Source organism: Finegoldia magna ATCC 29328, assembly GCF_000010185.1.
GTDB lineage: Bacteria > Bacillota > Clostridia > Tissierellales > Peptoniphilaceae > Finegoldia > Finegoldia magna_H.
The window spans coordinates 1,471,878-1,484,816 of record NC_010376.1; the positions used below are offsets into that span (position 1 = coordinate 1,471,878).

The following is a 12,939-nucleotide window of genomic DNA, read 5'->3' on the forward strand; positions in this document are numbered from 1 at the left end:
TTCTCCTATGTTTTTATATTTCGTGCAAATATATTTCGATTCGTATTTTGACCCAATTATCCAATATTTCCTTGGATATTACTTTGCCGTAGAGTAGTTTGCCGGCATCCATTAATCGTGAAAATACGATGTTGTCAGCTTTTGGTACGTATCCAAGCTTTACGTTCGTATCGTTTCTGATTTCGATGGCGTTAGCATCGTAGGGATTGTTTTGTTGACGGTAAAATTCGAGCCTGTCTCCTATGTGGATGTGCTTTTCTAACTCGTCCATTCCTTCGATGTGCGTTGTTCCTGCAACATGCGTTTCAAAGAGTAATATGTCGTGTTGGAATGGCTTGTATTCTGTTAATCCATGTTTGGTGGAGTATTTTATTTTCAAATAATCATTGTTCTTTTTTACGATGTCACTCATTTTATTCCTCGTTTAGATATCGTTCAATTTCGTCGGTGTATATTTTTATTTGATATAAATATCTGTCGTACATTTCGTGGAGTTGCTTGTATCGTTCGGCAGTTTTTTGTTTATCGGCTAATGTTTCTAGCAAAATGTATGGATATGTCGTTTTGATTTCATGAATTTCTGAGTTGAGCTTGTCGACTAATAATGTCAGCCTTTGTTTTTCTTCAAATGTGTTCTCAGGTGTGATTGGTGTGTCTTCGCCAAGAGTTATCGCTATTATTTGAAGCCCCATCAAATCCCCATTTTCGTAACATTCCACAACTTTGTTGAAAAGTTCCTTTTCGTATTCCGTCACATTGGGATTCATGTCTGGGTGAAGTTTTTTGATTAGCTTTCTATAAATAGATTTTAGTTCTGCAGCATCTTCCTTGGATAGTTTCGGTAAACTTGCGCGTCGATTCGCTTCTTCGATTTCATCCAACCTAGCGTTAAGTTTCTTGTAAAATTCAGCTAGTTCTTTTTCTAATTGTTCATCGATTTTTTTCAAATCAATAGGCTTGTTGTGATTGCGACAGATTATGATAAGCTCAAGCTTTCGTTTCAGCCTTCGATAATCACACTCCGCTTCGTAAACCTTGTACTCCAGCTTTCCAAATTTCAGAATGTACTGATCCTCGATGTTCTTGCATTCATGTAACAATAAATTATCGCGTTCAAGTAAAAGCATCGACACAGACACCCTAAGCTTGTCAATCTCGTCATCGTATTTGCCATTGTGATCCACCTTAATAATTTTTTTAATCATAGACCTATCCCTCGATAATTTCTTTAGTTTATTTTACCACAATATCGGGGATTTGGGGTATTGAGTGAAAAAGTTGTGGGGTGTTTGAGATGGGAAGTAGATATGGTGAGTTTGTTTGGAAGTTAGCAATGAAACAAATAAAAAAGATCGTAGCTAAATGAGTCATCTGGAGAAGTGTAAGCCAGACGAATGTGCCACGACTTTTTTTGTTTTGTAGTTATTGAAAAAAGTAGAAAACCGTGTAAACACGGTAATCTACTTCTACCCTAATCTACTGATTTTAATGCTTCAAGCATATCTACTTTTTTCAATTTGTGGTTGACTATTACTCCCAATGCGTAAAGTATTCCTATTACCAAAAGTATCGGTAGGATATATACCCACACTTCGATGTTCGGGTTGAAGAATATTTCCGCTGGTGCAACTTTGTCGAGGATTATTTTGTGGAGAATTTTTCCGCCAAATATTCCTGCGATTATTCCAATAATCGACAAGCAGATTGTTTCACGATAGATGTACATGGTTACTTCTTTGTTGAAAAATCCCAATACTTTTATCGTGGATAGTTCTCTAATTCTTTCTGCTACGTTGATGTTGGTTAGGTTGTAGAGAATTACAATCGCAAGTAATAGCGACATTATCGTTAGCACTGTCATTACTTTCGTGAGGGAGTTGGTCATCGATTCAACTTGTATGATGACGTTGGTGTTTTGCGATACTGCTTTGATTCCGTTTGACGCCATGAATTTCGCTGTGACCTTCTCGACGTTTGTCTTGGATTTATCTTTGAGTGCGATGAAGTAGCTGTTGTCGTCTACTTTTTCTCCAACTATCGTTTCGTAGTAGTCATCACTCATGAAGATAAAATGTCCGGCGTACATTTTGGTGATTTGTGCGATTTTGAATTTTCTGTCTTTGTTTGCGATTTTTAGCGTTATCGTGTCGCCTGTATTCACTCTCATCAAATCGGCGAGTTTCTGTGATATGACTATGCCATTATTTGTGATTTTGAGAGCATCTTCGGTGTTTTTGTGTTCCAAATTGATATATGGAGAAAATGTGTCCGTGTGTGTGACAAGCATCGTAATTGTTTGTTCGTCGTCAATTCCTTTGATGTTTTTGGTTATATTTTCAAAGTGGATTGGAATGTAGCCTTGAATGTCGTCAGATTTTAATAGTCGGTCGATTTTTGCTTGTTCTTTTTCTGTGACGAAATCTTTCTTCGCTACTACTGCATCGTATTGGATGATTTGTCCGTATTGTTTCGTTTGGATGCCGTTAATTGACGATGAGATTCCAAGCCCTGCGAATAATAGCGCAACGGATCCTGCAACGCCGAATATCGTCATGAACATTCTTTGTTTGTATCTGAAGATATTACGTGCTGTGACTTTTTGCGTGAAGGTCATTCTACTCCACAATGGTGTAATTCGTTCCATGAAAATCTTGGAGCCTTTTGTCGGTGGTTTCGGTAACAAAAGCTGTGCCGCAGTTTCTCGTAGTTCTTTTATTGAGATGTAAACCGCTGGCAGTACGCTGCAAATTATCGAAAATAGCACCGATAGTCCGAGTATTTTGAATGAAAAATAATACTTGACTGATGGTAGTGTCATGTTTGCCAAGAGCGACGTGCATAAGATGTGCGGAAGTGCGTACGTTCCAAGTAGCGTTCCCAAAATCGTACCCAATCCCCCGGAGATTAGCCCGTACAACACAAATTTCTTGATGACATCAGTATCATTGTAGCCCAATGCCTTCAGTATTCCTGCGTTGTTTCGTTCTTCTTGGACAAATCTCGTCATCGTCGTGACTGTTACAAGCGCTGCGACAAGATACAAGACTACTGGGAACAAGTTGCTTACTTTAGTAATTCCCGATGACGTCGTTTCGACCATTTTGATTCCATCTCCACCTGGCATTGTCCTTCTCGTGTATGTCGAATATTTCGGCAACGATAATCCGTCGATTTCTATTTGTGCGTCGTGAATTTTGGATTCTGCGTCTTGGATTTTGTCGTCGGCTTTTTTCTTTTCGGTTTCAAATTCTTTTTTCTTGTTGTCTAGTTCTTTTTGTGACGAGGAAATTTTAATCAATCCTTCTTGAATTTGTCTTTTTGATGAGTTAAGTTGTACGATTCCATTCTTGTATTTTGTCTTGGATGCGTTAAGCTCGTTTCTTCCAGCGTTGTATTTCGCAACGGAATTTTGATAGAGCTTTTTCTTTTCGGATAGTTTAGTTTGTGCTGTGTCAAATTCATCAATTTTTTTCATTCCAGATTTGTATTGTTCAAATCCCTGATTGTACTTCGCCAATCCTTGGTTGTACTGAGCTTCAGATTGTTGTATCACTTGGGTTTGCTCTGCGATTGAACTTTCAGCTTGTTGGATTTCTGGAACATTGTCTGGGTTTATTCCCTGTTTTTTGAGTTCAGACTTTTTTTGTTCGAGGCTTTGTTTTGCTTGTTGAAGCTTTGCTTTTCCTTGTTGGATTTGTGCTTTTGATGAGTCGAGCTTCTTTTTCGTAGCATCAAGTGTTGATTTTGCTTGTGATAACTTCTTTCTATTCGCTTCGACCTCACCTTTTTTGGTGTTCAACTTTTTTTGTCCGTCGTCTAGCTGAACTTTCGCATCGTCCAATTGTTTTTTCGTTGCTTGTAGTCTTTCCTCTGCTGATTCGAGTTGGTATCTCGAATTCTTGATTTCAGATTCCTTGTTAGCTATTTGTTTTTTCGCTGATACTAGTTTTGCTTTTTCATCGTTGATTTTCTTTTGTCCGTCTGCTAATTTCTTCTCTGCATCTGATATTTCTTTCTTGGCATCTTCGATTTTCTTCTTTGATTTTGCGATTTTGTCATTCGCCTTTGATTTTATTTCTTCGAGTCGTTGTTTGCCGTTGTCTTTCAAAATTTCATCGAGTTGTTTCTGATGTTTGTCGACTTTTCTGGTGTATTCAGAATCCGTGAAGTTGATTCCGCGCACATCTTTGTAACGCGCACGTGCAATTGTGTAGAGGTCTGTGTCGAAGTTTTCTTCTGTTACTACTGCGTATCCTTCCAAGTTTCCAGATCCCGCAGAAGAATTTCCAAGAGCTGTCTTGGAGATAATTTCTGTAGAGTTCACAAATCCAGTTACAGTGAAGTCTTCTTGTTTCAAAATCTTACTGTCTTCGTCTTTTTCTTTGAATTTTATTTTATCTCCGATTTTGTATTTGGATTGGTATTGATCAGTGAGTGCTATATCTCCGATTTTTTGTGGGAAATTTCCACTCACAAGCTCAAACTTCGATAAGTTTTTCGTATTGGAAAATATTCTGAATGATGTTGGCGTGTTACCTATCGTCGCATCCGAGAAATATCCGTACTCAACATCTGCTATGTTTTTGATTTGGTCGATTTCCTTCGCATCATTTTTCGTTATTCCGTAATCGCTGATGACGTTGATATCGGACAAATTATAATCTTCGTAGTATTTGTTTGCCGTCTTGTCGATGTCCGGACCTGTGACTTTGAGTGCGACAAGTGTCATGGATCCTAGCATCATCAACAACATTATCGACAAAAATCGTCCCTTAGATTCTATAAACGATTTGAAAATCGTCTTGTTTAATGTTTTCTTCTTCATTTTAGTATTCCAATGTTTCTATGTTTTGTGGGTTTGAATTCAACTCGATATCGCGAATTTTCGCATCATGCATGTGAATAACTCTGTCCGCAATCGGCGCCAACGCTTGGTTGTGCGTAACGATAACAACAGTTGCTCCTTCTTTTCTAACCATATCTTGCAAGATTTTCAAAACTTGTTTTCCTGTGTGATAATCGAGAGCCCCTGTTGGTTCGTCGCACAATAATAGCTTCGGATTTTTCGCAACTGCACGTGCGATTGCTACACGTTGTTGTTCTCCACCTGATAATTGTGCTGGGAAATTGTCGATTCTTTCTCCAAGGCCAACAGATTTTAAAACTTCTGTTGCATCGAGCGCATCTTTCACGATTTCTGATGCTAGCTCCACGTTTTCTTTGGCAGTTAGGTTGGGAACAAGATTATAGAATTGAAACACAAATCCCACGTCATTTCTTCTGTAATTCGTGAGTTCTCTTTCGTTGAATGTGCTGATGTCTTTGCCATCTATTAACACATTTCCTTCATCATTAGTATCCATTCCCCCGAGAATATTTAGGACAGTTGATTTGCCCGCTCCTGATGAGCCGAGAATGATCGCCAATTCTCCTTTTTCTATTTCAAACGATATGTCGTTGTTTGCAATTATTTCAGATTGTCCTGATTTGTAGCGTTTGTAGCTGTTTTTCATTTCAATGTATGCCATGTGTCACCTCTTAAATAAACAATGTGTTGATTTATCTTATAAATTATTTTATATTAAAAGTAGAATTGTAACAAAACAAAATTGAACAGTTTGTTGATTTAAGGAGATTTTATGATTAGAGAAACAGATACCAGGGACAAATTAAAAAAAGCGTTGACGATTTTGTTGAACGAAAAAAGTTTGAACGATATTTCTGTGAGCGAATTGACGAAAGAGGCTCACATCAATCGTGGAACATTTTATTTGCACTACGATGATAAAATGGATTTGGTGGATAATTTGGTGGAGGAAATCTTCGAGGAATTAAAGGAGATTTTGACGTCGGAAAAAATCGGCAGCAAATATTCATACGATATTATCAAAAAAGTTATCGATTATGTAAAGGATGATTTCGATTTTATTTACGCGTTGACGATGAACAGCTACAACTACATCAACGATATGTTGAGGAAGTTTTTGTTGGCGTTGATTGATACGCTTCCGGAGTTGAAGCATTCGATTGACAATCACCCATTCTTGCCAAAAGATTATTCTACGGAGGTATTTTTGTCGTTAAATTCGGGAATTATTTTGCATTGGATTAGAAAAGGTGGCGTGGAAAGCACCGAAGAATTGGCAAATTTCTTCTATCAAGTGAGCAATTTAAAAACGACTTAGCCAATGTGACTGAGTCGTTTTGCGATTTAAATAAATGTTACTGTTTCTGACAAATCTTTTCTTTTTGTTCATTAGTTTTCCTTTAGTTTGGTTAATTGGTTATTAAAATTTTCTTCAATTAGCTCATACATCACAGAGGAGCGAATGTTCCCCAATTGATCTGTCCACGAATTTTCTTTAATTTCGGTATTGACAAAGCCTAGTTTTTCATAAACATGATGTGCCCTTTTATTCTCAGCAGTTGTTGACAATACTATTTTCTCAAATCCTTTTGAAAACAGCTCACTGATTAATAAACTTAAAATAATTTTTCCTAGACCTCTATTTTGATATTCTTCTTCACAAATTTTAATTCCAATCTCCACTGATTTATGATCAAGTTTCTTGTAATTCATTTCTCCAATTGGAATTTTATTATATTCAATTATCAACAGAGCATTATTTATCATGTCGTGATCTTTAATATTTTGTATAACTCTGTTATCGGTAGTGTTTAATCCAAGGGGAAATCCTGCATGTTCCATTACCCTGCCATCATTCCACCATTTTAATAAATTAGATACATCTAGCAAAGAGGCGTTTCTAACTAATATTTCGTTGTATTTTAAATTCATTAAACCTAAATAAATGTTACTGTTTCTGACAAATCTTTTCTCTTGTCGTGAAGTGGATTGATTTCACAATCTTCTGCAGGATAGCCAAGGTCTAGCATCATAAGGACTTCTTCTTTTGCAGGAAGGCGGAACTTCTTGTGTGTGATGTCTGGATCCAAGAAATTGATCCAGCAACTTTCTACGCCTTGATTTTTAGCGGCAAGCATCATATGAGTAGCGACTATTGTAGCATCTTCGATTCCAGAATCTCTGCTGCCTCCTGGATATGTAAACACGTTTGTCTTGTCATAAGTTACAAGCAAAACGGTGCTAGCTCCATATCTACAAGGTGTCACTTCGTCGACTTTTTTCAAGTTTTTTTCTGATTGTATTACATAAATGTGATATTCTTGTAAATTTTTAGCTGTTGGAGCTAATCTTCCAGCTTCCAAAATCTTATCCAGCTTCTCCTTTTCGACCTTTTTGTCGCTATATTTCTTGCAAGAATATCGATTTTTGATTACTTCTTCAAAATCCATATTATTCCTCCCAAATTTTTTAGAATCTAATAATAATATACCACATTTGTATTTATTTGTAATATTTTGACAAATAAAAAACCAGTATACATTCTCACGCATACTGGTCTGAATTTAATATATTATAATTTAACTACGTTAACTGCTCTGTCGCCTTTATCAGAAGCTTCAACATCGTAAGAAACTTTTTGTCCTTCTTCCAATGTTCTGAATCCTTCTTCTTGGATTGCGCTTTGGTGAACAAAAATGTCCTTGTTGTCTTCTCCTGTAATAAATCCGAATCCTTTAGTAGAATTAAACCATTTAACTGTTCCGTTACTCATAATATCCTCCTTGTTATTCCGCAGAATAACCGTACCACTGTACTGTTTTTTATTTTTTGTGATAACTAATTAATTTAAGAGAATAAAATATTTTACAAAACTTTGATTCACTACCCTTAATTACTTACTACCTTTTCAGTATACAGCTCAAATGTTATACTGTCAAGTATTTTTGAATAATAATTTTTCTGTTTTATAAGTTTATTTTTTCATTTCTTTGTGTTTTGCAGTCATAGATGTTACTTTTAATTTGAAAACCCTAGTTCTCGGGATTGCCTTCGGATTGAATTCGAAATGATCCATGTGGTATTTGTCCGTCATCACAGTTAGTGCATTGAACTTTTCTTGCGAATCTGTCACATACTCCACGATACCCTTGCCCATTATGCTCGAATAATTCATCGTGCAGTATCCTATTTCTCTATTGGAATACAAATCGTGATTGCAATCCATCTCAAAAGAAGCTTTGTTGTTCTTGTCGATGAGTTCGTATTTGTATCCTTCCAACGCTCCGTGAAAATACAGCACCAATTCATTTTCAATCACTTCATATCCGAAATTCAACGGCAAAATGTATGGATAACCCTCATCATCCACAAGCCCAAGCCTACATACATCACAAGCATCAATTATCTTCAACTGTTCTTCAAAACTTGTAATCTCGCGATCTTTTCTTCGCATTTTTATCTCCTTTTCTTTAACGAATTCAAATATTGTTTTTGTTCCGGTGTAATTCTGAAACTTTCCCTCGCTTTTTGGATTGTTTTGTTGTGTGTCCACTCATCCAGTAAATTATCTTCAAGCACAAATATAACATCGTCCCATTGTTTTGCAAGCGCCGTCGCGAAAAACCACGCAACAATCATATTCACATAATATTCTTCGCTTCTGATTCGCGTTGCTATTTTTAAATACTCTACCTTGAACTTTTCATCGAGGAAATATTTCATCAACAAACAAATCGCCACTCTCACTGTATATGCGTGAGATGATTTTGCCCACAATTTTATTTTCTCGATTAATTTGTCGGTGTTTTTTGTGAAAATTTTCGGTGAAATGCAATCGCACACCGCCCAATTATCGACAAACGGAAGAAATCTCTCCAAATGATCGATGCAATCATCGTAGTTTTTCATATTGGAAATCAAAATAGATTGAAGCATATTTTCTTCGTAGTATGTGTGTGGCAGATCTTGCATGAAAATTTGTGCCTGTTTTTCGTCAATTTTCTTGGCTAATTTTCTCAAATCAGGCATCCTAACTCCAATTATCGTGGATCGGTCGATTGTCGGAATTAGTTTCGCTTGAAAGTCTCGGTATTTCAAATCTTGCAAGGATTGAAGCTCATTAATTACGTTCATTTTTATTTCCAAACGTAGTATAAATCTTGTATCCAACACTTAATGTCATCAATATTCCAAACACAAAAAGTTTTATCGCGATAGATGAATTTCCTTGCTTAAAATATCCGTAACCTACCCAATACAACAAAACTGTCACGATTGCAGCGATTATCCAGAAAATTCCCACGATTATTTTGTAGATTTTGTTGAGCGTAGGATTGTCTTTTCTATTTCTGAAAATTTTTTCGAATAAAGCTAGAAGTGCCAAAGCTATCAGCACGTAAATTATGTTGTAAAAAAATTTATCCATAATATCATCCTTTGCAAAAATTTATGTGTACAGCTATTTATGTTTATATTATAATATGAATGGTGATTAAATGAAATACGTATTTTTGTTGAGTAGCAAGGCTGGAGAAGGCTCTTTTTCAGAATTGGAACACTCTATTGTCAAATGCTACGAGAGCAATAATTTAAAATATAAAATAATAAAAACTGAATACAAAAACCACGCATCGGAAATAGTTCGTAAGTACAGCGATTGTTCGGACGTCGTCTTGTATGTGTGTTCGGGAGATGGAACGTTAAATGAAGTTGTAAATGCGATGAAACAAACCGCTGCGAAGTTCAGTGTGGGACTCATCCCTTCTGGAACAGCGAATGATTTCTCCAAGAATTTCGATTATTCAAACTTCAAAATCGAAGACACAATTAAACCCATTATTGACGATATTGATGTGATAAGAGTAAATGACAGATACTGCGTGAATGTGCTTAGTTTCGGATTTGATACGGTGATTTTAAACTCGGTGTACAAATTATTAAAGAAAAACCCAAAACTAAAGGCAAATGCATATCCTGTTGCAGTGTTGCAGAATTTATTTAAAATACCAAAATACAAGCTAGAATCCAGCACAAGCAACGGAGAAAACGGAGAGGTTAGTTTGAAAGGATATTATCTTCTCGGTGCAATCTGCAACGGCGGCTTCTACGGCGGAGGATTCAACCCTTCACCTTATGCGAATATAAAAGATGGCATATTGGAATTGTGCTTGGCAGAAACAATGCCATTGTATAAGCTAATACCGTTGATTTTCAAATACAAAAAAGGCGCTCACTTGTCCAATTCGCTTATTCATTTTCAAAAATTGACGAAAGGATATATAAAATTCGAAAAAGAATTGATGGTCAATGTCGACGGAGAAATCTTCACGACTGATTTCTTGGATTTTGAAGTGGTTCCAAAAGCATTTCGATTTGCTAAAGTTTGCGATTATAGGAAGATTTAGAGTTTTTGTCACGGATATGATACAATATCCGTGACAAATTGAAGAAATATATGAAATTTAAACAAGAAATCAAAAAATCAGAGCCTTATACAGCTCTGATTTTTGTGTGCAATTATTTGTATAATATTATTTGCTAGCTTTTTCCAATTCCAATACTACTGAGTTTGGAACAGATTTTTCCCCACCAACTATGATAAAGTAGTCGATTGTTTTCTTAACGTAGTCTTTTACTTCTTTTGAAGCTCCGTTTTTGCTAACTAATAATATTGGTGTTTTGTGGCTTGCAGCTACTGGAGATGTTACCAATGCATCTGCGAATACTTCGCCGCTTGCTACGTATGTTAATTGTGTTTTGAAAAGTTGATCAGCAATTTTTGCGGAAGTTTCGTATCTGTCAGCTCCAGCAATTCTTTGCGTATCTTTTGGTAGGTCTTTTTCAACATTTTCAGACACCGACATTTTTCCACCAGCTATTATTGTCTTGTTAATTTCGTATGATTTGATAACTTTTGCTATGCTTGGATCAATTTCGTCTTTTTGTACTAATAAGATTGGATAATATTCACCAGCTGCATATGCTCCTGCTGTTAATGCATCTGCGAAGTTTTCTCCACTTGCGATAACTGCTGCGTGTTTCACTTCTTTCAAATCTTCTACGAGTTTTTTCGCTAATGCTGCAGATGTTTCGTATCTGTTGTTACCAGCGATTCTTTCGATATTTTTGTCTTTGTCGTATTCTAGTAAAGCATCGTGAACATCTTTTGTGATAGATTTTTCCCCACCAACGATTATTACGTTAGTAGCTTTTAATCTTTTGATTTCTGTCTTTACTCTGTCATCAAGTTTATTACTTTCTGTCAATAAAATTGGCGCTCTTAATTTGTGAGAAATGGATGCTGCTGCAAGTGAATCTGGGTAGATGTCACTTCTTGCGATGATAACTGTACTAGCGCTTGGATATTCTTTTTTGGAAACTTCGATAGCTGTGGCAATTCTGTCAGATCCAGCAAGTCTCTCAATATCTTCTTCTTTATCTGAGAACTTCACATTCATAGTTACTTTTAAATAATTTTTGCCACCTGCATTGTAATCGTAAGTAACAGTTTTTGCATCTTTATCTACTATTAATTTCTTTCCATCAAACTTAGCTGATTTTAAATTTTTTACTTTACTAGGATCAAACTTACCTGGAAGTTTTGTCAAATCAAGCGAATTATCTTTTTTGCTTATTTCAACATCCAATTCTTGAACTGTTGGATTATTCAAATCCAAATTAGCATTTTTAGTAGTTGATAAGTCTAAGTTGCTTAATTTGTTATTTCCGCATTCTATATATTTTAATCCACTGCTTTTTTCAAGATTTAAACTTTTTAACTCATTATTGTTACATTTTATTTGTAACATTTTGGAGTTATTAGTTATATCTATATTTTCTAATTTATTGTATCTGCAATCAAGTTCTTCCAAATCTTTACATGATTTTAGATTTATTTCTTTAAGAAGGTTGTCATTGCATTTAACATTTTTAATTTCTGTGTTTTTAGACAAGTCTAATTTTTCAAGAATATTGTTACCACAATCTAGATTTTTTAGGAATATTTGTCTACTTAAATCCAAGTTAGAAATCCTGTTATATTTGCAATCTAATTCTTGTATCATTGAATTGTTAGTTAAATTAAGACTTGTAAGTTGATTTTTATCACATTCTAACCTTACTAAGTCGGTGTTCTTGCTTACATCTAAATTTCTTAAACCAACTTCTGAGCAGTATAAGTTTTTAAGTTTTGTATTTTTACTTACATCTAATTTTTTGATAAAAGTATTGGAACAGCCAAATGTTTCTAAGTTATTTTTGTTGCTCAAATCTATTTCTGATATTGGGTTGTCTATAATATATAACTCCACAAGTTTTGTGTTCTTACTCAAATCAAGAGTGAAAAACTTATTTGAGGAACATATTAGTGTAGTTAAATTCACATTATCACTTACGTCTAATGTTGTTATTTCTCCGCCTGAGCAATCTAAATATTTAAGGTTTGTACAATTTTTTAAATTTATTTTATTTAATGGACAGTTATATGTTTCTATCTTTTGTATTTTTTTATTATTACTTAAATCAATATTTTCCAGTCTACCTAATCCGCAGCTAAATTCCAATAATTCCGTGTTTTTACTTAAATCAATAGATTTAATTGGGTTTTTCCCACATTCAACTTTTTTAAGTTTTGTATTTTTAGTAATATCAAGGCTTGTTAAGCTTGAATTAGTACATGTCAATTCTTCAAGTTCAGTGAAATACTCTAATCCCTTTAAGTTACCAACCAATTTACCCGCTACATCAATATTTTTTATAGCTTTAATTTCTGATTCACTCAATTTTCCATTTTCATCAGCATCATATTCTTTTGCTTTAAGCATTTTTCTGAAATTAGCATCAGGAAAATTTGTTTCATTGATTTCAACATCTTGCGCAGCAGCAAATGATGAATTAAATGAAAACGCTCCTATAATCAATGCAAATACAAGGATTACTTTGATTAACTTGCTTGTTTTTTTCATATATTCCTCCGTTTTTTATATTTAATTATATTTTAACTCATTTATATTTAATTTCCAATGTTTGTTTCGCGTTTTATTTTTAAAATAATGTCTGTTTTTAAGACAGCA

At 35.0% G+C, this 12,939-nt stretch carries 13 protein-coding genes; 2 read left to right on the forward strand and 11 right to left on the reverse strand.

The window, feature by feature from the left end; all coding sequences use genetic code 11:
• Positions 1-13 precede the first annotated feature (13 nt).
• The 4 genes from FMG_RS07055 to FMG_RS07070 all read right to left on the reverse strand — a co-directional run bounded on the left by FMG_RS07055 (position 14) and on the right by FMG_RS07070 (position 5,528).
• Positions 14-412, reverse strand: coding sequence for an HIRAN domain-containing protein (locus tag FMG_RS07055; protein WP_012291003.1), 399 nt, complete (start codon positions 410-412; stop codon positions 14-16).
• A 1-nt stretch (position 413) separates the two neighbouring features.
• Positions 414-1,205 (reverse strand): DnaJ domain-containing protein, encoded by a 792-nt coding sequence (locus tag FMG_RS07060; protein WP_012291004.1) that lies wholly within the window; start codon positions 1,203-1,205, stop codon positions 414-416.
• Positions 1,206-1,471: 266 nt separating this feature from the next.
• Positions 1,472-4,825, reverse strand: coding sequence for an ABC transporter permease (locus FMG_RS07065; RefSeq protein ID WP_012291005.1), 3,354 nt, complete (start codon positions 4,823-4,825; stop codon positions 1,472-1,474).
• A gap of 1 nt (position 4,826) precedes the next feature.
• Complete coding sequence (locus FMG_RS07070; protein WP_012291006.1) at positions 4,827-5,528, reverse strand: ABC transporter ATP-binding protein; 702 nt, start codon at positions 5,526-5,528, stop codon at positions 4,827-4,829.
• Between the two features lie 111 nt (positions 5,529-5,639).
• Here FMG_RS07070 and FMG_RS07075 point away from each other — a divergent pair, with 111 nt between their 5' ends.
• Complete coding sequence (locus tag FMG_RS07075) at positions 5,640-6,185, forward strand: TetR/AcrR family transcriptional regulator (protein WP_012291007.1); 546 nt, start codon at positions 5,640-5,642, stop codon at positions 6,183-6,185.
• 71 nt (positions 6,186-6,256) lie between these two features.
• Here the strand turns inward: FMG_RS07075 and FMG_RS07080 are convergent, their stop codons facing one another.
• The 6 genes from FMG_RS07080 to FMG_RS07105 form a co-directional block, all read right to left on the reverse strand.
• Entirely contained in the window at positions 6,257-6,799 is a 543-nt protein-coding gene (locus FMG_RS07080; RefSeq protein ID WP_012291008.1) for a GNAT family N-acetyltransferase, read from the reverse strand.
• Positions 6,800-6,804: 5 nt separating this feature from the next.
• A complete protein-coding gene (locus tag FMG_RS07085; RefSeq protein ID WP_041250616.1) occupies positions 6,805-7,317 on the reverse strand; it encodes a nitroreductase family protein in 513 nt (170 codons plus the stop codon).
• A 122-nt stretch (positions 7,318-7,439) separates the two neighbouring features.
• On the reverse strand, positions 7,440-7,640 hold the full coding sequence (locus FMG_RS07090) for a cold-shock protein (protein WP_002836874.1): 201 nt from the start codon (positions 7,638-7,640) through the stop codon (positions 7,440-7,442).
• Between the two features lie 201 nt (positions 7,641-7,841).
• Entirely contained in the window at positions 7,842-8,321 is a 480-nt protein-coding gene (locus FMG_RS07095; protein ID WP_012291010.1) for a pyridoxamine 5'-phosphate oxidase family protein, read from the reverse strand.
• Positions 8,322-8,323: 2 nt separating this feature from the next.
• A complete protein-coding gene (locus FMG_RS07100) occupies positions 8,324-9,001 on the reverse strand; it encodes a DNA alkylation repair protein (protein WP_012291011.1) in 678 nt (225 codons plus the stop codon).
• The gene (locus FMG_RS07105; RefSeq protein ID WP_012291012.1) at positions 8,988-9,293 is read right to left on the reverse strand and encodes a hypothetical protein; all 306 of its coding nucleotides are present in this window, start codon (positions 9,291-9,293) and stop codon (positions 8,988-8,990) included. The genes FMG_RS07100 and FMG_RS07105 overlap by 14 nt, the downstream gene beginning before the upstream one ends.
• 70 nt (positions 9,294-9,363) lie before the next feature.
• Here FMG_RS07105 and FMG_RS07110 point away from each other — a divergent pair, with 70 nt between their 5' ends.
• The gene (locus tag FMG_RS07110) at positions 9,364-10,272 is read left to right on the forward strand and encodes a diacylglycerol/lipid kinase family protein (RefSeq protein WP_012291013.1); all 909 of its coding nucleotides are present in this window, start codon (positions 9,364-9,366) and stop codon (positions 10,270-10,272) included.
• A gap of 126 nt (positions 10,273-10,398) precedes the next feature.
• Here FMG_RS07110 and FMG_RS07115 read toward each other — a convergent pair whose 3' ends face one another.
• Positions 10,399-12,831, reverse strand: a complete 2,433-nt coding sequence (locus FMG_RS07115; protein ID WP_012291014.1) for a cell wall-binding repeat-containing protein — start codon at positions 12,829-12,831, stop codon at positions 10,399-10,401.
• Between the last annotated feature and the right edge of the window lie 108 nt (positions 12,832-12,939).